Raw genomic sequence first — 18579 nt, forward strand, 5'->3', positions numbered from 1 at the left:
AGCGGGAAGGCAGAAGCAGACCATGTCAACTGGTGCGATCAGCATCGTGGTTGTCGTCGCGGTCGTCCTCGCGGCCGCGCTCATCATCCGCGTCGTCCGCGCGGGCGCCGGCCGTAAGGAACGCGCTCTGCGACGCCGCTTCGGGCCCGAGTACGAACTGAACGTCGCCCAGCACGCGGGCGACACCAAGGCGGCGGAGCGGGAACTCGAGGAACGGCTGCGGCTGTACGGCGATCTGAGGACCGAGCCCCTGCCCGGTGAGCTGCGCGAGCGGTACGTGGCCGAGTGGGCCGGTATGCAGGAGATGTTCATCGAGTCTCCGGAACACGCGGTGACCGGCGCCGATCAGCTCCTGGCCCGGCTCGCCCACGACCGGGGCTATCCGTCGGGCCGTTACGAGGAGCAGGTGGCGGCGCTGTCCGTGCACCACGCCGAGCACATCCAGGGCTACCGGCAGATTCACGACACCGCCGCCCGCGCCCGCGAGGGGCGCGCGGACACCGAGGAACTGCGCGAGGCCGTGGTGCACGCCCGGCCGTTCTTCGAGGATCTGGTCAGGCCGCCGCACCACGGCGCCCCGACCGGCTCCGAGAGCGCGCGGCAGCACCACCACGGCGAGCGGCGTAGCGGGAGCGGCCCCCGGAGGTGGCTGCCAGGGTCCGGGACGGGGACGGGACCGGGCCATACGCGGTTCGGCCACACCAGGAAGGGCGGCGCGTGGTGACGGACCCGACCGACCCGGCGGAGAACGACGGGCAGCGGCGCCATGGGCTGGAGAAGCATGAAGCGGCCCCGCTGCCCCAGCGGCCGGGCAACACGGAGGCGGCGGAACCGATGACGTCCTGGCACGCCACGGTGCCGAAGCACGAGCCGACGAACGGGAGCCGGCCGACGCCGACGAACGGAAGCGGGCCCACGCCGGCGAACGGGAGCCGGCCCACGCCGACGCACGGGTCCTCCGCCCAGCCGTCGGGCGAGCCGTCGCACACCCCGAACGGCCCCAGCTTCCCCGTGCTGCCCACGAGCGAGTACGACAAGCTCACCCGGCGACTGCGGTACGCGGTCAGCGGTTTCGTGGACTCCCCGCACGGCGCCGTGGAGGAGGCCGACGCCCTGCTCGTGGAGGTGGCCACCCGCCTCACCGACCTCCTGGCCGAGCGCCGTGCCACCCTCCGTGCCGCCTGGCACGAGGACGACGCGGTCATCTCGGAGACGGAGGAGCTGCGTCTGGCGATGCGGGGCTATCGCAATGTGCTGGAGCGCCTCATCAGCATCTGAGTGCTCTGCGGAGTGCTCTGCGGGGTGCTCTGTGGGGTGCCCTGCGGGGTGTCCGGCGGACCACGCGGCGGAGCCGCGTATCGACGCCTTCCCCTCCCCGCCCCTCCCCGCCCCAGGGGCTGGAGGCGGGGAGGGGGAGCCCCCGCGCGGGGAGCTCAGCGATCAGGCACCCGTCCACCCCGTGCGGCGCAGCCAGTCCTCGAAGGTCATCACGTCGGGGTGCAGGCGGCGCAGGAGGGTGATGTCCCGGTCGCGGGTGTAGAGGTCTCGGTCGGCGAAGAACTGGAACATCGCCACGTAGTCGTGGCCGAAGTCGGGGAGCGCGGCGCGCAGGTCGTCGTGCGGCATCGGGGTGTAGGCGCTGGGGACGCCCGTCACCCGCGCGAAGGTGGCGGCGATCTCGTCGCCCGTGAGGCTGTCGCCGATCACCGCGAGGTCGCGGGCGCCCCAGGACTGCCAGTTGTCGAACATGTGGCCGGTGAACCAGGCGATGTCGTGGAGGGCGATGAGCGGGTAGTGGGCGGCACCGAGGGGAAGGGTGAAGGTCAAGCCTCCCCGGCCGTCCGGTTGGGGGGTGAGGCGGTACCGCAGGTTCTCGAAGTACGGCGCCGTGGTCAGCACCGACACATGGTTCGTGTACCAGCCGTCGGTCTCCTCGCGGAGCATTTCCTCCGACCGCATCAGGTCGATATGCGCGGCGACGGCGGCCTTGCTGTCGAAGTGCGGAACGGGATGGCCGGTCAGGGACATCGCGCTGTCCAACGAGGACCAGATGAAACGCTCCACGCCCGCCGCCTCCGCGGCGGCCAGCAGGTCCAGGCCCTGGCGATATTCGCCTACGGCGCTGCCCGTCGCGAAGAAGTCGGTGTTGGCGAACACGCGGTCGGCCGTCTCGACCAGGACGTCGAGGGCCGCCGTGTCGGAGCGGACCAGTTCCACGCGGTCGGGCGCGGTGGCGGCGAGTTCGGTGGCGTGGGCGGACCCCGGGTCGCGGGTGGGGACGGTGATGGCGGCGTCGGTGGTGGTGAGCAGGCGTTGGATCACGTGGCTGCCCATCGCCCCGGTGCCGCCGACGACGAGGATGCGGGTCATGGCTTCCTTCCCTGGTGTGCCGTCACGCGGTTCCCTTTCTCGGGTCTCGGTAGCTCCCGACGGGGACGCTAGTGAGGCGCCAGGTACCTCCGGGTTCCTGGCGGCGGGTTACCGTCGGGGTGTGCGTGTGTACTCCGGCAGCGTCTTCCTCGCCGACTGCCCGGCCCGGTTGGCGATCGAGATCATCGCCGACAAGTGGGCGGCGGTCGTGTTGTTCGCGTTGAGCCGGGAACCGTGCAGACACGGTGAACTGGTGGATCTGATCGGCGTGATCTCGCGAAAGGTCCTCACCCAGACGCTGCGGCGGTTGCGGGGGTACGGCCTGGTCGACCGCTACGCCGAGGGCGGGAAGGTCGAGTACGTACTGACCGACCTGGGCCGGACGCTGGTGGAGCCGATCGCCGTACTGACCGAGTGGGCCCATGTGCACGGCCGGGCCGTGGTGGAGTTCCAGGAGTCCCAAGCGGAGTAGCCCGTCGAGCGGTGGCCCGCCTTGACGTCGCCACGGTCGTCGTCAAGGGCGACAGCGGACAGCTCTGACGCTACGAGCCACCGAGCTCACCCCTTGGCCGGGGGCCCTCGTAAATCGGTCGTGGTGGGGCCGGGCCACGGCCTACCGTGGCGCGGTTGTGGTCACGCGGGGTTCATGAAGGGCCGGGGCAATGAGGTCGTACAGCGGGTGGGTCGACGAGGGATTCGGCGGCGTCGCCGATGTGTTCGCGCGGAACTTCGAGGAGTTTCCCGAACTCGGGGCGGCCACCACCGTCTTCGTCGGCGGGCGCAAGGTCGTGGAGCTGTGGGGCGGGGTCGCGGACGAGGGGAGTGGGCGGGAGTGGGAGCGGGACACCGTCGTACCGGTGTTCTCCTGCGCCAAGGGCCTGGTGAGCGTGTGCGCCCACCTCCTCGCGCAGGAGGGGCGGTTGGACCTCGATGCCCCGGTGAGCCGGTACTGGCCGGAGTTCGGCCGGTACGGCAAGGAGGCCATCACCTGCCGGATGGTCCTCGGGCACCGGGCGGGGGTCCCCGCGCTCGACGGGGTGCTGACGTTCGAGGAGATCGCCGACTGGGCGCCGGTGATCCGCGCCGTCGAGGAGCAGCAGCCGCTGTGGGAGCCGGACACGGCGTACGAGTACCACGGCCATGTCTTCGGCTTCCTCATCGGTGAGGTCATCCGGCGGATCACCGGGCACACCCCGGGCGCGTACTTCCGCCGGGCCGTGGGGGACCCGCTGGGGCTGCGGGCCTGGATCGGGCTGCCCGGGGCGGAGATGGACGGGCGGGCCCGGCTGGTCGAGGCCGAGGGGCGGCCCGGGATGCCGGGGCCCGAACATCTGCTGACCCGCATCGTGACCATGAACGGCGCGCTGGTCTTCCCCGGCCTTGACGAGCCGCACGGCTGGAACGACCCGGCGCTGCTCGGCATGGAGCTGCCCGGCGCGGGTGCCACCGCGTCGGCGAGCGGACTCGCCGGGCTGTACGCGGCAGCCGTGACCGGCATCGAGGGCCGACGGCGGCTGCTGGCCCCCGAGACCGTGACGGACGCGGTCCGCGAGGTCTCGTCCGGCAAGGGCTGGCTGGGCTTCGACATGGGAGCGCGCTGGGGTTCGGGCTTTCTGCTCGACTCGCCGGCCTTTCGGCCGATGCTGGGGGAGCGGAGCTTCGGCAACGACGGGGCGGGCGGGCAGTTCGCCTTCGGCGACGACGAGTTCGGCGTGGGCTTCGCGTATGTGGCCAACCGCATGATCGGCCACGGCGATGCGCGTGCCTCTCGTCTTGTCGCCGCCCTGCGGGAGGGTCTGGGCGGTTGATCGCCCCCACCCCGCCCCTCCCCGAAACCGGAGCCCCGCGCCGGCCCCCGCCGGAGCTCCGCCCCGAACCCGCAGGGGCCCCGCTCGACCCCGGGGATCCGGGGGCGGAGCCCCTGCCACGCGCCGGAGCCGCCGCACATGGATGCTGCGGCGTTACCCATCCCAGCCCCTCCGGCGATTGAGGAGCGGGGTCTGGGGCGGAGCCTCAGGTTCGGGAAGGGGCGGGGAGGGGAATAGCCCGCCGCAGGCGGCACGGTCCGTCGGACGCCCTCTACGCCGCGTCCCACAGCTCGGTGCTGTGTGCCCTGACCAGTGCGTCGATCCGGGCCAGCGCCTCGCCGGTCGGCAGTGGGTTCAGCCGACGGCCGTCCCGCAGGCGCAGGGCCAGCCGGCCGTCCGCGGCCTCCCGGGGGCCCATGACGGCCTGGTACGGGACCAGGCGGGCCTCCCGGATGCGGGCGCCCAGGCTGCCGCGGTCCGGTCCGGCGAGCTGCGCGCGCAGGCCGAGTTCAGCGCACCGCCGGACGAGTTCCCCGGCCCGCGCCAGCTCGGTCTCGGAGATCGGCAGGACCACCAGTTGGGTGGGGGCCAGCCAGGCGGGGAAGGCCCCGCCGTGCTCCTCGAGGAGATGGGCCACGGCCCGCTCCACACTGCCGATGATGCTGCGGTGGACCATGACCGGACGGTGCCGGGCGCCGTCCGGGCCGACGTAGCGCAGATCGAACCGCTCGGGCTGGTGGAAGTCGACCTGGACGGTGGACAGGGTGGACTCGCGTCCGGCGCCGTCGGCGACCTGCACATCGATCTTGGGGCCGTAGAACGCGGCCTCGCCCTCCACCGCCTCGTACGCCAGCCCGGAGCGGTCCAGGACATCGGTCAGCACGGCGGTCGAGCGACGCCACAGCTCGGGGGCGGCGACGTATTTGCCGCCGGGGCCCGGGAGGGAGAGCCGATAGCGGGCCGGGGTGATGCCGAGTGCCTCGTACGCCTGGCGGATCATCTCCAGGGCGGCCCCCGCCTCGTCGGCGACCTGGTCCAGGGTGCAGAAGATATGGGCGTCGTTGAGCTGGATGGCCCGGACCCGGGTCAGCCCGCCGAGCACGCCTGACAGCTCCGAGCGGTACATCCCGCCCAACTCGGCCATGCGCAGCGGAAGTTCGCGGTAGCTGTGGGCTCGGGAGCGGTAGATGACCGCGTGGTGGGGGCACAGGCTCGGGCGCAGGACCACCTGCTCCGCGCCCAGATCCATCGGGGGGTACATGTCGTCGCCGTAGTGCTGCCAGTGGCCCGACAGCTCGTACAGCTCCCGTTTGCCGAGCACCGGCGAGTACACATGCCGGTAGCCCGCCCGCCGCTCGGCGGCGCGGATGTACTCCTCGAGGGTGTGCCGTACGGTCGCGCCGTCGGGCAGCCAGTACGGCAGGCCCGCGCCGATCAGCGGGTCGGTGTCGAACAGGCCCAGTTCACGGCCCAGCTTGCGGTGGTCGGACATCGCGGTCTCCTCGTCAACGTCGGTGGACATCGGGCGAGTGACCGCACGGCGAAGCCCCGGGGCACTCGCCCCGGGGCTTCGGATCAGAACGTCGATCAGCGCGCCGGGACACTCTCCGGCGTCGTCGTCATCGCGATCGCGATCGCAGCGCGCTTCATGCCGCTCACCGTAGCAAGGCCCGGCGCGGCCCGCCCGGCGATTTTCCGGGCGTACGCCACACCGGGCACACTGGGCACACCGGGCACGCCGGGCCACGGCCCGCACCCGCGCTACCCGCTACGCCACGCGCTACCCGCTACGCCCCCTCCGGCAGCAGCTCCCCCACCGCGTCCCGCCACGCCGCCCGCGTCGCGACCGCCTGCCGCCACGTACGCACCGCCTTCGGTGGCATCCCGACGGCCAGCACACCGGCCACCCGGTCCCCGGAGCGGTAGACGGCCAGGAACTTCCGCTCCGCCAGCTCGCCCTCCACCACCGCGACCTCCTCATGGCCGCGCAGATACCCGTGCGCCTGGATCCGGAAGTCGTACTGGTCCGACCAGAAGTACGGCACCGGGGCGAACGGCCGCCGCTCGTCCGGGCGGAGGAGGTTGCGGGCCACGGCCATGCCCTGCTCGGTGGCGTTGGTCCGGTGCTCGATCCGCATCGCCGTGCCGAACAGCGGATTGTGCCAGCGGGCCACGTCCCCCGCGCCGTACACATCCGGCGCGGCGGCGCTGTACTCATCGCACTCCAGGCCGTCGCCCAGGGTGAGCCCGCTGCCCTCCAGCCAGCCGGTGTTGGGCACCGACCCGATCGCGACCAGCACCTCGTCGGCCTCGACGAGGGTGCCGTCCGTCAGCCGTACCCCGCCGTCGGTCACCTCGGCCACCGCGACCCCGGTGCGCAGATCCACACCGTGGTCGTGGTGGGCCTGGGAGAGCATCCGCCCGACCCGCTCGCCGACCGCCGGGGCCAGCGGCACCGGGGCCGGTTCCAGCAGCGTGACCTCCGCGCCCAGTCCCCGGGCGACGGCGGCGGCCTCGGCGCCGAGGAACCCGGCGCCGACCACCGCCAGCCGCCGCCCGGGGCCCAGCCGGTCCCGCAGGGCCAGGGCGTCGTCCAGGGTGCGCAGCACATGCGCGCGCTCCCCGCCGTCGCCGGGCAGCCGGCGCGGGCGGACGCCGGTGGCGATGACCAGGCCGTCGTACGGCACCCGCGCCCCATCGGCCAGCGCGACCGTACGGCCCGCGAGGTCGAGCCCGGTCGCGGCGACGCCGAGGCGCAGTTCGAGGCCGAGCGCGTCCAGGTCGGCGGGGGCGCGCAGCGGCACCCGGTCGGGTTCCCACTGGCCGCCGAGGATCTGCTTGGACAGCGGTGGCCGGTCGTACGGGTGGTACGGCTCGTCGCCGATGAGCGTGAGCGTGCCCTCGTAGCCCTCCCGGCGCAGCGTCTCCGCCGCCGCCAGACCGGCGGCGGAGCCACCGACCACCACCACGTGCTTCACTTCTCGACCACCCGTATCGCCGCCGCCGGGCAGACCACCGCGGACTCCCGCACATCGGCGTGGAGTTCGGATGCGGGCTGTTCGTCCAGCAGGACCACGATGCCGTCCTCCTCCCGCTGGTCGAACACATCGGGTGCGATCATCACGCACTGCCCCGACGCCACACACTTGGGCACATCGACTTCCACACGCATGGTGACTCCCTTGCCTTCGCCGCTGCCTTCGCCTCCGCCGCTCATGACGTCCAGGTGACGGGCAGCTCATAGACCCCGTAGACCAAACCGTCGTCTTTGAACGGTAGTTGGTCGATTCCGGTGGCCAGCCGCAGGGTGGGGATACGGCGGTAGAGCGTGCCGTAGACCACCTGCAGCTCCATCCGGGCCAGCGGCTGGCCCAGGCACTGGTGGACGCCGAAGCCGAACGCGATGTGGCGGCGGGCGTCGCGGCCGATGTCCAGCCGCTCGGGCTCGGCGAAGACCTCCGAGTCCCAGTTGCCGGTGCCGGTGTAGACGATGATCCCCTCGCCGGCGCGGATGGTCTCACCGCCGATCTCGATGTCCTCCAGGGCGACCCGGCGACGGCCGTTGTGCACGATCGTCAGATAGCGCAGCAGCTCCTCGACGGCGCGGGCGATCACCTTCGGGTCCTCGGTCTCCCGCAGGATGGCGAGCTGGTCGGGGTTCTCCAGCAGGGCCACGGTGCCGAGGGCGATCATGTTGGCGGTGGTCTCATGGCCCGCGACCAGCAGCAGCACGCCCATGTTGGCGGCGTCGCGCTGGGTCAGCTCACCGGCCGTGACCCGGGAGGCCAGCTCGGAGAGCATGTCGTCGGCCGGGTTGGCGAGTTTGGCGGCGACCAGCCCGTCCAGATAGTCGGTCAGCGCCTCGTTGGCACCGACCACCTCCTCGGCCGAGGAGTGCCGGTTGATCAGTTTCGAGCTGTTCCGCTGGAAGAAGTCGTGGTCCTCGTACGGCACCCCGAGCAGCTTGCAGATCACCAGCGACGGCAGCGGCAGCGCGAGCGCCCGCACCAGGTCCACCGGGGCCGGCCCGGCCAGCATGGTGTCGATCAGCTCGTCGGTGATCTTCTGGATCTCGGGCCGCATCGCCTCGATCCGCTTGATCGCGAACGGGCCGGTGACCATCCGGCGGATCCGGGCGTGCTCGGGGTCGTCCATGGTGACGAACGACCGCCGCCGCCCGGCGTTCTCGCGGAAGCCGGCGCTCGCGTGCGGATACCCGGGCAGCGTGGGCTCGGCGCTGACCCGCGGATCGGCGAGCAGGGCGCGCTGGTCGGCGTACCCGGTCACCAGCCAGGGGGCGCTTCCGTCCCACAGCCGTACGCGCGCGACCGGCCGTTCGGAGTGCAGCGCCCGTGCGGTCGGGGGAGGGTCGAAGGGGCAGCCGGCCGCCCGCGGCATCGGAAACTCCGGAAGCGGCTCTTCCGCCTCGGGTGCGGTCTCTGCCAGCGTCTCGGTCATGTCTCTCCTCGGGTGGGGGTTCCGATGGGAGCGGAGGGTGAACCTTCGGGTCGGTGGGGACGGGTGTCTTGGCGTTACGGGGACGCGAACCTTCGCGTTACGGGGGACGCGGACCTTCGCGTACCGGGGACGTGATGACCAGCGAACCCGCTCGACCTGACTCCCCCCGGTCAGTTTCCTGACGAAACGCTGACAGTGGGGAAGACCACGGTGACCGTGGTGCCGCGGCCCGGTGCGCTGCTGACGCTCACCTCCCCGCCGTGCCGCTCGACCACCCGCCGCACGATGGTGAGGCCGATGCCGCCGCCCAGCTCGATCCGGCGGTCCTCGTCGCGCGGGGAGGTGAGCCGGGCGATGTCCCGCGGGCCCATGCCCGGCCCCTGGTCGCTGACCGACAGCTCGACGCGCGGCGTTCCGCCGGTCCGGGTCCCGGTCCCGGTTCCGCCCTCGCCCTCGTCCCCGGTCCCGGTCCCGCCCTCGCCCCCGTCCCCGGCCACCGGACCGCGCACCGCGACGGTCACCGGGGACCCGGCGGGGGTGTGGCGCAGCGCGTTGTCCAGCAGATTGCGCACGGCGTGCCGCAGCAGGCGGTTGTCGGCGACGACGGTCGTCCGGCCGGAGTTCTCGCGGGCGATGGGGCGTTCGGGGTCGAGCAGCCCCAGATCCGCCACCGCCTCGTCCGCCACGTCCCGCAGATCCACCGGCTCCGGATCCAGCGGCCGTACCCAGGAGACGTCCGCACGGGGGAACACCAGCTGGACCGCCTGGTGCATATGGTCGGCCTCGTCCTGGATCCGGCGCAGGGCGCGCACCATCAGCTCGGGGTCGTCGCTGAGCCCTTGGAGCGGGAGTTCGGCCCAGCCGCGGATGGTGGTGAGGGAGGTGCGCAGCTCGTGCAGCAGGACCTCCAGCCGCTGCTGGCGGTCGTAGGCGTCCTCGCCGCGGGCCTCGTCGCGGGCCTCGTCGCGGGCCTCGCCGCGGGCCTCGTCGCGGGATGGGCCGTTCCCGCGAGGCTCGTGCCAGTGGTGCTCGTGGGCGCTCATCCGGAGGCGAGTCCGCCGAGCCAGTAGCCGAAGCCACGGCGGGTGTGGATCAGGGCGGGTCCGGGCTCGTCGACCTTGTGGCGGAGGCGGGAGATCAGCTTCTCGATGGCGTTGTCCCCGTAGCGCCGGTGGTCCGCCACCCACAGATGCTCGCCGATCTGCTCCTTGGACAGCACCTGCCCCGCGTTGACCAGCAGATAGCGCAGCAGCCGGAACTCCGCCGGGGTCAGTTCCAGCGACCGCCGCCCGCGCCGCGCCTGACGGGTCGTCTCGTCCAGCACCAGATCCGCGTAGTGCGGCGACGGCTCCTCCCGCCGCCGGTTGCGGGTGCGCAGCAGGGCCTGCACCCGGGCCAGCACCTCGGCGATCCGGAACGGCTTGGTGACGTAGTCGTTCGCGCCGATACCGAGGCCGGTGACCAGTGAGTCGAGCGAGTCGCGGGCGGTGAGGAAGAGCACCGGCGGATGGTTCTCGTCGGCCGCCACCAGGCGACGGCACACCGTGAAGCCGTCCAGATCCGGCAGCATCACATCGAGGATCACCAGATCGGGCCGGTCCCGTCCGACCCGGTCGAGCGCCTCCCCGCCGGTGGCCGCGGTGCCGACCCGGTAACCGGCCAGCTCGAGGGTGGTCGAGAGCAGTTCGGCGATTCTCGATTCATCGTCGACGACCAGGATGCGCTGCCCGTTGCCACGGGCCGGCGCTGGTTTCTCGCTGACACTCCCGTACACGCCATGACACTACGTGAACCGACCGTTCCGGGGCACGGGTGCCTTGACCGCGACCGATGAGATCCGGACACGCTCATCTCATCCTGGTATCGCGGTTCCAGAGATGAGCCGGGTACTGGCTGGGCCACGCGGATGCGCTGAAGCTGCTTCCCACAGGCCAGTTCGTGGTCACGAAGCGCATCACTCTCGGAGGCGATCATGCCGAAACACCTTGTCTTCCGCCTGGCGGTGGCCACTGCCGGCGCGGTGATCGGACTTACCGCGGTCTCGTCAACAGCCGAAGCGGCCGTACCGCCCCTCTCGCACCCGCGGATCGTCGCCCACTTCGACCGTCCGGCCGGGCAGGTGGCGGAGAGCGTCATCGTGCGGCCGAACGGGTCAGCCGATGTCGGCCTCATCCTGTCGCGGCAGGTGGCTCATGTCACGCTCGGCGGACGTGTCGAGGTACTGGCGACCATGCCTCTCCCCGCGGATGGCGGCGTGAACACCCCCGGCCCCGGGGCCGCTTCCGTGACGGGGATCGAACGGACCGGAGACGGAACCCTCTACTTCCTCTACTCGGCAGGAGACGAACACCTCACCGGTCTTTGGAAACTGCGCCCGGGAGGCAAGCCGGAACGCATCGCCGCGCTGCCGGCCGCGAGCTTCCTCAACGGACTCGCCAGGGACGACCGTACGGGGAACTTCTACATCACTGACTCCACACAGGGCAGAATCTGGCAGGTCGGATCGCACGGCGGAACCGCCGAGCTCTGGGCCGCGGGGGAGGATCTCGCCCCGGTTCACTTCTTCGGTGCCAACGGCGTGAAGGTGCACAACGGAGCTGTATGGGTCTCCAACCTCGACCGGGGAACGATCCTTCGTATACCGCTGACGGGCAAGGGAACAGCCGGCCCACATCAGGTCAAGGCATCCGGACTCGACAGCGTCGATGATTTCGCCTTTACCGGTCGCGGCGACCAGCTGCTGGCCGCACTCAATATCCCGAGTCAAGTGGTCCTCATCACTCCGGGCAAGGCCGACCGTATCGTCCTCGATGAGCGCGATGGGCTGCAGAACACCACGTCAGTGGCGGTCGACGGCGATACGGTCTATGTCGCCAGCGGCGCGCTCACCACGGGCGGGGACGCGAATCTCCTGACGGCCCGTCTCGGTCGCCTCAGCCGTCCCATTCATCCCAGGAACGGCAGTCCCATGCTAACGACCGAGGGGTCGACGACAATGGGACCATGAGTCGTCCAGACAACTCGCTGGGTAACACGCTGCGTGCATGGCGTGGCCGAATCACGACTGAAGACGTTGGACTGCCGGCCACCCGACGACGACGCACCGATGGCTTGCGCCGCGAAGAACTCGCTCTGCTGGCCGGAATATCCACGGACTACCTTCTCCGTCTTGAGCAGGGCCGGGCCCTGCGCCCATCTCGAGACGTCGTGGCCTCACTTGCCCGCGCGCTGCGACTGAGTACGAATGAGACCTGCCACTTCCACCTGGTGGCCGGGCTTCTTCCGCCGAAGCCCCAAGGCATCCCGCATCAGCTGCCGCCTGGTGTGCAACGGCTCGTCAGCCGCTGGGGGAACATTCCGGTGGGAGTGTTCTCCGCCTCATGGACCTTGCTGACGTGGACATCGATGTGGGCGGCCCTGCTGGGGGACCCGTCCCTTCGACCGCCGGAAGAACGAAACCTGGTACGCGCGGTGTTCAAGGAGCCGCCATCGGACACGGGCTATCCGCTCTTTCCCGCCGAGCAGAGCACCACTGAATTCAAGGCCGCTCTCGTCGCAGACCTTCGGATCACGCACGGAGCGTATCCTCATGATGAGGAATTCAAAGCTCTGATGGGTGAGGTCATGAGCAGCAGCGAAGAGTTCCGAGGCCTGTGGGGTGCCCCGGCGCTCGGCTCACGCCTGGGTGGCCACAAACGCCTGCGGCATCCTCTCGTGGGGGAGATAGGCCTCGACAGCGATGTGCTGAAGGTGCCCGACCACGATGTGAGGATCGTGACCTGTACGGCAGAGCCGGGAACCCCGGACGAGGAAAAGCTGGAGTACTTGCGAGTTGCCGCCGCCCAGGCCGCCCAGGCCGCCCAGGCCGACCAAGCCGCCCAGGCCGCGCTGCCGCTGTCATCCGGCTGAGCCGGGCACCGTGGGCCGTGGGGGCGCCCCCACGCCCCCACGGTCCACGGCTTTCCGACTTCCTCAGCGTTCGGCTTTGGCCGATCCGAAATTGAGCGGGGTTGCCCCGCCGGAATCCGCGTATCGGTGGAACCGGTCGGTCCAGGACTTTTCCTGAAGGGTCCGGACCAGTGCGCGGGGCACTGCCATCTGCACATCGCGGCCACCGGGCTCATCCGCCGGAGTCGGCGCGATGAGCACCGTCCAGGGAGTGGGCAGCGCCGGGACGTCGTACCAGAAGGGTGTGCCCTGCCCGAAGTCCAGGGTGTAGAAGGGGAGCTTGGACCAGTTGTTGATCACGATGGTGCTCTCGAACTTGTCGAGCGTCATGGTGGGAAGGACGCGCTTGAGGCGTCCCGCCTCGTATTCGGCACAGAGGAAGGCCGTTTCCCGGCGGATTTTCTCCTCCGTGTTCGCGGCATAGCCCGAGCGGACCGTCAGGGCGACCTCGCCGAGCGGTCGTTCGCGCAGCTCGGCCGCGGTCATCCCGGGCCGGGTGTTGGTGACGGTGTTGCCCCAGTAGTCGTCCGGTACGGCGGCACCGGCGGACGTGCGGAAGTCGGCGAGGAGGCCGAGCCTTTCCTCGCTGGTATCGGGGCGGGCGCGCAGTGCGCCGAGCACTTTCCACAGATGGGCGGTCAGTGCGTCATTGGTCGAGATCCACCGCTCCGTGCCCGCGAGGTCGGCCATCGCGGCGTCCTTCATGGTGGCCAGTTCGGCGGCCGTGAAGCGGGTGGTCACCATCGTCGTCGTCTTGGCGATGCTGCCCAGGATGACGCGGCTCACGAAGACGGACTTCCCACCTCGCCGGGTGACCGTGAAATGGGGGTTGTCCGATGGGGCGTCCTGCGCGACGGGCGCCGCGAGCGCGTCGATGACGCTGCGGTCGTGGCCGGGCCCGGTGTACTCGAGCCCCCGGTGCTCACGTGACCAGCTCTCCAGGAACCTCATATAGGCGGACCCGTCGGCCACGGCGTGATTCATCGTGAACCCCAGGACGGAGCCGCCGCCTTGCATATGGGTGAGCTTCACCGTGAAAAGCGGTGTGTCGTGGTCGACCACCTGGAGCGGGTTGACATGGCTCAGATAGCGGTTGATGCCCTTTTTCGCGGTGTGGTGGGGCCCGTGGTCCGGCATGGGCACGGATGCGTGTGTCTCGATGAAGCGCACGCCGGAGTCGTCGCAGAGCACGCTGAGACGGCCGTCGGGATCCTTCTTCATACGGCCGGAAACCATCGGGAAGTGAAGCAGCGTTCTGCTGAGGGAGGCGCGGAGCGCTTCGCCGTCGAGCGTCTCGCGATAGAAAAAGGTACGGGGGGTGTAGACCAAGCCGATGAGCAGGTCGTAGACACTCAAGCGTATGCGGTCACCGTTCGACGCTTCGGCGCGTACGGTGAACGATCGTTTGGTGCTGCTCTCGGTGGCAGTGGGGGATGCCATTATCTTCGCACATTCTTTCGTCCGGCCCGAATGTTACTGGGTTGACGTATTGACCCTACCCCCGGCCGGGAGCGATCTCTTTGAGTAGAACGTGTTTCAGGCAATTTTGAAAATGAGCGTGGTCGACCCGCCGAGAGGCGTTCGCCGGACCCCGACGGCACCTCGCGCCCGCGCCAAGATCCGCTCCCTGTCCTGGGTGGAGTCCTGGGCGGAGCCCTGCCCGCGCCGCTCGGATAGCATGATCCGAACTCACGACGAGCGCCCCCATCGCCCGCCCTTCACCGGAAAACCGTGCTATCCGGTGCGAAGAGTGACCTACAGCCCACATCGAGCAAATCGGCCAAACAATTGATATCTACAGCATCACGGGTGTTTTCGCGCATAAACAGCAGAATGACGTTCGCCGCGTGGCGCCGACCACGGGCGGTGCTGTGGGCTGTGGCCGGTGTGGTGTGCCTCGGGTTCTTCGTCGCGCTGGAGCTCGTCGCCCGACGTTACGGCCTGCCGGGGCCGATGACCAATCAGGTGCAAGAGATTGCATTTGCCCCTAAATCGGGCTTTCTGCTGTACGCCGGTATGGGCTTGATGATGGTGGTGCTCACCTGGCGGGAGCGGCTCATCGCGGCCGGTGCCGCGATCGGCGTCGACATCGTCATCTTCCTGGTGCGGTGGGTGGCCGACGCGAAGGTGACCGAAGGGCACCCCTTCGGCAACGGCGCGTTGTGGGTGATGCTGGGCTGTGTGGTCATCGCGGTCACGCGCCGCACCGGCCGGGAACGCGCCCTGCTGCTGAAGGGCGTCGGGCTGGGCCTGCTGCTGGTGGCCGGCCGCAAGACCGGTGATGCCTGGCTGCTCATCACGGCGAAGACCCGCCCGGCGGTGCTCGATCCGTACCTGGCGACCGCCGATCACGCACTGGGCAACCCGTCGTGGCTGGCAGGTCGGATCGTCGAGGCCATGGGGCCGGTCGGCGCCCATGTTCTCGACTACGTCTACATTCAGCTTCCGATGGCCGCGGCCATCGTCTCGATCTATCAACTGCGTAACGTGGGGGTCGAGCGCCGCTTCCCGAGCCACCATCTGGTGCGCACCTTTCTGGCCATCGGCCTTCTCGGACCGGCCATCTACATGATCTTCCCGGTGGTCGGACCGATCTTCGCCTACGGCGGTGGCGCCTTCGGTACCGGCGGCGAGCACTGGGCGATCGCCAACCTGTGGCCGCACACGCCGCCGCCCATCAGCGCTCCGCACTCGATCCGGTTCGACGAGATCACGCCACGCAACTGCATGCCAAGTCTGCATACGGCGTGGGCCACAGCGATCTTCGTTCACTCCCGCCAGGGCCCCCGGATCCTGCGGTTCGCGGGAACGTTCTGGCTGGTCGCCACGCTCGGCGCGACGCTGGGATTCGGCTACCACTACGGCGTGGATCTCCTCGCGGGCGTGGTGTTCGCGCTCACGATCGAGGCGGCGCTGCGCTCCCTCGCACGAGGCTGGGACCGGTCGGCGACCCAACTGGTCGCCCACGGCGCGGCGGTCTTCGCCGCACTCCTGGTGGCCTACCGCTATCTGCCGGTGGAGATGGCCAGACATCCGTGGGTGTTCGGACCCCTTCTCCTGCTGGCGATGGGCTCGGTGATCCACGGCTATGTACGGACGACCAGGCTGTGGGAGCCGAAGGCCGCACCGGCGCTGCAGCCGGAACCGCAGCCCGAACCGGTGTGAGCCGTGTCGACCGTAAGGCGACGATGAGGCGGGCCAAGAGTCGGTTAGCGACGCGTTAGCCGATCGGCAGGGGACCATCAGCGGCGGCGGACAGGCTGGTCGGCACAGGTCCCGGACGACGGGGACCGCCCGCACCACAGGGGGAGACTCCATGCCGCGCCGTATCGCCCGCCAGCACGCTCGCAACGCCGCCGTCGCCATGGTGGCCGCCATCGCCGCTTTCGGGCTGGCCGCCTGCCAGGACACGTCGGACGGTGCCTCCGGAGCCGCGTCCTCCACCGCCTCCCAGGACTCCGCCTCCCGGGACTCCGGTTCCAAGGGCTCCGGTTCCAAGGGCTCCGGCTCCCAGGGCTCCGGCTCCTCCGACGCCGAGGCGAAGAACGGCGAGGGCAGCGCGGCGGCCCTGCGGAAGACGGACCCCAAGCCGCTGCGCGACGGCGCGGGCCTCTACCCCCGGGCGATCCGTCTGGAGCACAGCGGGAAGGACAACGGCCGCGTGCTCGCCTCGACCGTCGTCCCCAACGGCGGCAACGGCATCGGCGCCATTCAGGAGAGCACCGATGGCGGAGCCAACTTCAACCAGGTGGGCACCATCGCCGACCCCGCGTCCGCCGACGGCAAGGGGCTGTGCTGCTCGGTCCTCTACGAACTGCCGCAACAGGTCGGTGACATGCCGGCCGGCACCCTGCTGTGGGCCGCCTCCTTCGGCCAGGACGTACCCAAAGCCGACCGCCACATGTCGATACGCGTGTTCAAGAGCACCGACGTGGGACGCAGCTGGAGCTATCTGTCCACGGCCGCCACCGCGACGGACGCCAACGGGCTGTGGGAGCCGGAGTTCTCCATCGACGCCGACGGCAACCTGGTCTGCCACTACTCCGACGAGACCGATCCGAACCACAGCCAGAAGCTCGTCGCCGTACGCTCGCGGGACGGCGTCTCCTGGGACGGCCCGCATGACACCGTCGCCAGCGCCCCGGCCTCCGACCGCCCCGGGATGGCGGTCGTACGGAAGGTGCCGGACGGCAAGTACGTCATGACGTACGAGATCTGCTCCGACGACCCCAAGTTCTCGTGCGTCGTGCACTACCGCACCTCCGCCGACGGATGGGACTGGGGCGACCCCGCCAACCTCGGCACCCGGCCCGAGACGGCCGACGGCAAGTACTTCAGGCACGCGCCCACCCTGGCCTGGGCGCCGGAGGACGGAAATCCGCAGGGCAAGCTGCTGCTGGTCGGACAGGTGATGTACAACGCGGACGGCAGCAAGGCCGAGGGCAGCGGGCGCACGGTCTGGACCAACAGCAAGGGCGGAGAGGGTGCCTGGAAGGAGATCCCGGCCCCCGTCACCGTGAAGTCCGACAAGGTCGACTTCTGCCCCAACTACAGCTCCAGCCTCCTGCCCTCGGCCGACGGGCACCAGCTGCTGGAGATCGCGACCGACTACGACGGGGGAGTGTGCCGCCCGTACCACGCCACGGATGGCATGTGACCCGGCCGCTGACCGGTGCCCACCGATATCCGCTGTACCGGCTGCCCATGGGCCGAAAGACTGCCGGCATGGAGTTCTTCTGCTACCACCGCGACCGGCCCGGCTCGCTGCCGCTGCGCCAAGAGCTGGTCGAACAGCACTGGTCCTACATGGACCGGTACGCGTCGGAGATGATCGCCCGAGGGCCGACCCTCGCCGACGCCGACGGGGCGCCGACCGGCAGTGTCCACATCGTCGACCTGCCCGACCCGGCCGCCGCCCGCTCGTTCGCCTTCGACGAGCCGGGCTACCAGGCCGGTGTGTACCGGGACGTACTGCTGCGGCGGTGGCGCAACGTCCTGGGGCGCACGATGTGGGAATTCCCCGGGGGCCGGACCGGGGGCACCCGATTCCTGGTCCTCGGCCTGGCCTCGGGCGAGCCCGCCGACGCCTGCGTGCCGCCCGACCGGGACGAGCTGATCGCCTACGGGCCACTCCTGTCCGACGACGAAAGCACATGGCTGGGTACGGCGGCACTGGTCCGAGCACCCGACCCGGAGACGGCCCGCGCCGTCCTGACCCCGGACCGGTACGCGGACATCGAGGTCCACCACTGGCAGTTCGGCGGGCGGCCGTCATGACCCGCGCGCTTGGACCCGTCGCCTGGCCACCTGCCCCGATACGGACCGAACGGCTCGTGCTCCGCGCGTCCGAGGCCCGGGACCGTGCGGCGTTCATCGAACTGCTCGCCTCACCGGAGGTGCATACCTACCTCGGTGGCCCTCGACCGCGTGATGAGCTCGACCGCGCGGTGCCTGAGGTTCCCGGGCGGCGCCCTGGCCTTTTCGTGATCGAGTTCGATGGAGCGATGATCGGCACCATCGAGCTCAAACGGCACGACGCGGAGAGTCCGGGGCACATCCGTCCGGATCTCGGGGAGGCCGAGCTCGGCTACCTGTTCCTGCCGGAGGCGTGGGGACACGGGTACGGCGCCGAGGCGTGCGCGGCGGCACTCGACTGGTTCGCCGACGCGCTTCCCGGCAAGTCGGTGGTGCTGCGCACCCAGACCGCCAACGAGCGCTCGATGAGCCTTGCGGCAAAGCTGGGATTCACCGAGGTGGAACGGTACGAGGCCTATGGCGCCGAGCAGTGGTTCGGCGTGTGGTCCTCCCCGGCCACGCCGTCCGGTTGAGCGGTCCGAAATGCCGGGCCGGAAAGGCAATCACCATTTCGGTCCAGGATGCGCGAGGAGCCGCCGCGGTTGGTTAGGCTGGGTTGGCCGTTATGCCGCTGTCTACGGAGATGCCAGCGGTTGGTGACACTCGGGGGATGCGGCATGTCCGTTGATGTGGTTCAGCT

18 protein-coding genes are annotated in these 18579 nt (G+C 70.3%); 10 read left to right on the plus strand and 8 right to left on the minus strand.

The genetic code is table 11. The annotated features are described in order from the left end of the window. Window positions 1-22 precede the first annotated feature (22 nt). Entirely contained in the window at window positions 23-724 is a 702-nt protein-coding gene (locus JK364_RS36205) for a hypothetical protein (protein ID WP_201855607.1), read from the plus strand. Further along, window positions 718-1278 (plus strand): hypothetical protein, encoded by a 561-nt coding sequence (locus JK364_RS36210; RefSeq protein ID WP_201855608.1) that lies wholly within the window; start codon window positions 718-720, stop codon window positions 1276-1278. Before JK364_RS36205 ends, JK364_RS36210 begins: the two co-directional genes overlap by 7 nt. Before the next feature lie 162 nt (window positions 1279-1440). Here JK364_RS36210 and JK364_RS36215 read toward each other — a convergent pair whose 3' ends face one another. Continuing rightward, window positions 1441-2370 (minus strand): NmrA family NAD(P)-binding protein, encoded by a 930-nt coding sequence (locus tag JK364_RS36215; protein ID WP_201855609.1) that lies wholly within the window; start codon window positions 2368-2370, stop codon window positions 1441-1443. 121 nt (window positions 2371-2491) lie between these two features. Between JK364_RS36215 and JK364_RS36220 the strand changes: the two genes are divergently transcribed. Both JK364_RS36220 and JK364_RS36225 read left to right on the plus strand, forming a co-directional pair. Then, window positions 2492-2842: a winged helix-turn-helix transcriptional regulator gene (locus JK364_RS36220; RefSeq protein ID WP_201855610.1), complete on the plus strand. Its 351-nt coding sequence runs from the start codon at window positions 2492-2494 to the stop codon at window positions 2840-2842. A 190-nt stretch (window positions 2843-3032) separates the two neighbouring features. Beyond that, on the plus strand, window positions 3033-4178 hold the full coding sequence (locus JK364_RS36225) for a serine hydrolase domain-containing protein (protein ID WP_201855611.1): 1146 nt from the start codon (window positions 3033-3035) through the stop codon (window positions 4176-4178). A gap of 271 nt (window positions 4179-4449) precedes the next feature. Here the strand turns inward: JK364_RS36225 and thrS are convergent, their stop codons facing one another. From thrS to JK364_RS36255, 6 genes are all read right to left on the minus strand, one after another. Further along, window positions 4450-5700, minus strand: coding sequence for a threonine--tRNA ligase (gene thrS / locus JK364_RS36230; RefSeq protein WP_307841477.1), 1251 nt, complete (start codon window positions 5698-5700; stop codon window positions 4450-4452). Between the two features lie 265 nt (window positions 5701-5965). Next, window positions 5966-7156 carry an NAD(P)/FAD-dependent oxidoreductase gene (locus tag JK364_RS36235; protein ID WP_201855612.1) on the minus strand — a complete coding sequence of 397 codons (1191 nt, stop codon included), beginning with the start codon at window positions 7154-7156 and terminating at the stop codon, window positions 5966-5968. Next, window positions 7153-7350 carry a ferredoxin gene (locus JK364_RS36240; protein ID WP_201855613.1) on the minus strand — a complete coding sequence of 66 codons (198 nt, stop codon included), beginning with the start codon at window positions 7348-7350 and terminating at the stop codon, window positions 7153-7155. Before JK364_RS36240 ends, JK364_RS36235 begins: the two co-directional genes overlap by 4 nt. Window positions 7351-7391: 41 nt before the next feature. Then, the gene (locus JK364_RS36245) at window positions 7392-8636 is read right to left on the minus strand and encodes a cytochrome P450 (protein ID WP_201855614.1); all 1245 of its coding nucleotides are present in this window, start codon (window positions 8634-8636) and stop codon (window positions 7392-7394) included. A 170-nt stretch (window positions 8637-8806) separates the two neighbouring features. After that, window positions 8807-9679: a sensor histidine kinase gene (locus tag JK364_RS36250; protein ID WP_230993018.1), complete on the minus strand. Its 873-nt coding sequence runs from the start codon at window positions 9677-9679 to the stop codon at window positions 8807-8809. Further along, complete coding sequence (locus tag JK364_RS36255) at window positions 9676-10410, minus strand: response regulator transcription factor (protein WP_201855615.1); 735 nt, start codon at window positions 10408-10410, stop codon at window positions 9676-9678. Before JK364_RS36255 ends, JK364_RS36250 begins: the two co-directional genes overlap by 4 nt. Before the next feature lie 198 nt (window positions 10411-10608). On the opposite strand from JK364_RS36255, the gene JK364_RS36260 reads away from it, so the two are divergent. Together JK364_RS36260 and JK364_RS36265 are read left to right on the plus strand one after the other, a co-directional pair. Beyond that, window positions 10609-11643: an SMP-30/gluconolactonase/LRE family protein gene (locus JK364_RS36260; RefSeq protein WP_230993019.1), complete on the plus strand. Its 1035-nt coding sequence runs from the start codon at window positions 10609-10611 to the stop codon at window positions 11641-11643. Further along, window positions 11640-12545, plus strand: a complete 906-nt coding sequence (locus JK364_RS36265; protein ID WP_201855616.1) for a helix-turn-helix domain-containing protein — start codon at window positions 11640-11642, stop codon at window positions 12543-12545. Before JK364_RS36260 ends, JK364_RS36265 begins: the two co-directional genes overlap by 4 nt. A 63-nt stretch (window positions 12546-12608) precedes the next feature. Here JK364_RS36265 and JK364_RS36270 read toward each other — a convergent pair whose 3' ends face one another. Continuing rightward, window positions 12609-14024 (minus strand): acyltransferase, encoded by a 1416-nt coding sequence (locus JK364_RS36270; RefSeq protein WP_201855617.1) that lies wholly within the window; start codon window positions 14022-14024, stop codon window positions 12609-12611. Between the two features lie 393 nt (window positions 14025-14417). Between JK364_RS36270 and JK364_RS36275 the strand changes: the two genes are divergently transcribed. The 4 genes from JK364_RS36275 to JK364_RS36290 all read left to right on the plus strand — a co-directional run bounded on the left by JK364_RS36275 (window position 14418) and on the right by JK364_RS36290 (window position 18412). Next, window positions 14418-15749 carry a phosphatase PAP2 family protein gene (locus JK364_RS36275; protein WP_201855711.1) on the plus strand — a complete coding sequence of 444 codons (1332 nt, stop codon included), beginning with the start codon at window positions 14418-14420 and terminating at the stop codon, window positions 15747-15749. Window positions 15750-15900: 151 nt separating this feature from the next. After that, complete coding sequence (locus tag JK364_RS36280) at window positions 15901-17241, plus strand: sialidase family protein (RefSeq protein ID WP_201855618.1); 1341 nt, start codon at window positions 15901-15903, stop codon at window positions 17239-17241. A gap of 68 nt (window positions 17242-17309) precedes the next feature. Next, on the plus strand, window positions 17310-17861 hold the full coding sequence (locus tag JK364_RS36285) for a YciI family protein (protein WP_201855712.1): 552 nt from the start codon (window positions 17310-17312) through the stop codon (window positions 17859-17861). Then, complete coding sequence (locus JK364_RS36290) at window positions 17858-18412, plus strand: GNAT family N-acetyltransferase (protein WP_201855619.1); 555 nt, start codon at window positions 17858-17860, stop codon at window positions 18410-18412. Before JK364_RS36285 ends, JK364_RS36290 begins: the two co-directional genes overlap by 4 nt. Window positions 18413-18579: the final 167 nt, after the last annotated feature.

It is taken from the genome of Streptomyces endocoffeicus (genome assembly GCF_016741935.1).
GTDB lineage: Bacteria > Actinomycetota > Actinomycetes > Streptomycetales > Streptomycetaceae > Streptomyces > Streptomyces endocoffeicus.

Bases quoted from the DNA above. Each gene is read 5' to 3' on its own strand.
- JK364_RS36205 (WP_201855607.1), top strand. From the start codon at position 23: ATGTCAACTGGTGCGATCAGCATCGTGGTTGTCGTCGCGGTCGTCCTC.
- JK364_RS36215 (WP_201855609.1), bottom strand. From the start codon at position 2,370: ATGACCCGCATCCTCGTCGTCGGCGGCACCGGGGCGATGGGCAGCCAC.
- JK364_RS36225 (WP_201855611.1), top strand. From the start codon at position 3,033: ATGAGGTCGTACAGCGGGTGGGTCGACGAGGGATTCGGCGGCGTCGCC.
- thrS (WP_307841477.1), bottom strand. From the start codon at position 5,700: ATGTCCACCGACGTTGACGAGGAGACCGCGATGTCCGACCACCGCAAG.
- JK364_RS36240 (WP_201855613.1), bottom strand. From the start codon at position 7,350: ATGCGTGTGGAAGTCGATGTGCCCAAGTGTGTGGCGTCGGGGCAGTGC.
- JK364_RS36245 (WP_201855614.1), bottom strand. From the start codon at position 8,636: ATGACCGAGACGCTGGCAGAGACCGCACCCGAGGCGGAAGAGCCGCTT.
- JK364_RS36250 (WP_230993018.1), bottom strand. From the start codon at position 9,679: ATGAGCGCCCACGAGCACCACTGGCACGAGCCTCGCGGGAACGGCCCA.
- JK364_RS36260 (WP_230993019.1), top strand. From the start codon at position 10,609: ATGCCGAAACACCTTGTCTTCCGCCTGGCGGTGGCCACTGCCGGCGCG.
- JK364_RS36265 (WP_201855616.1), top strand. From the start codon at position 11,640: ATGAGTCGTCCAGACAACTCGCTGGGTAACACGCTGCGTGCATGGCGT.
- JK364_RS36270 (WP_201855617.1), bottom strand. From the start codon at position 14,024: ATGGCATCCCCCACTGCCACCGAGAGCAGCACCAAACGATCGTTCACC.
- JK364_RS36275 (WP_201855711.1), top strand. From the start codon at position 14,418: ATGACGTTCGCCGCGTGGCGCCGACCACGGGCGGTGCTGTGGGCTGTG.
- JK364_RS36280 (WP_201855618.1), top strand. From the start codon at position 15,901: ATGCCGCGCCGTATCGCCCGCCAGCACGCTCGCAACGCCGCCGTCGCC.
- JK364_RS36285 (WP_201855712.1), top strand. From the start codon at position 17,310: ATGGAGTTCTTCTGCTACCACCGCGACCGGCCCGGCTCGCTGCCGCTG.
- JK364_RS36290 (WP_201855619.1), top strand. From the start codon at position 17,858: ATGACCCGCGCGCTTGGACCCGTCGCCTGGCCACCTGCCCCGATACGG.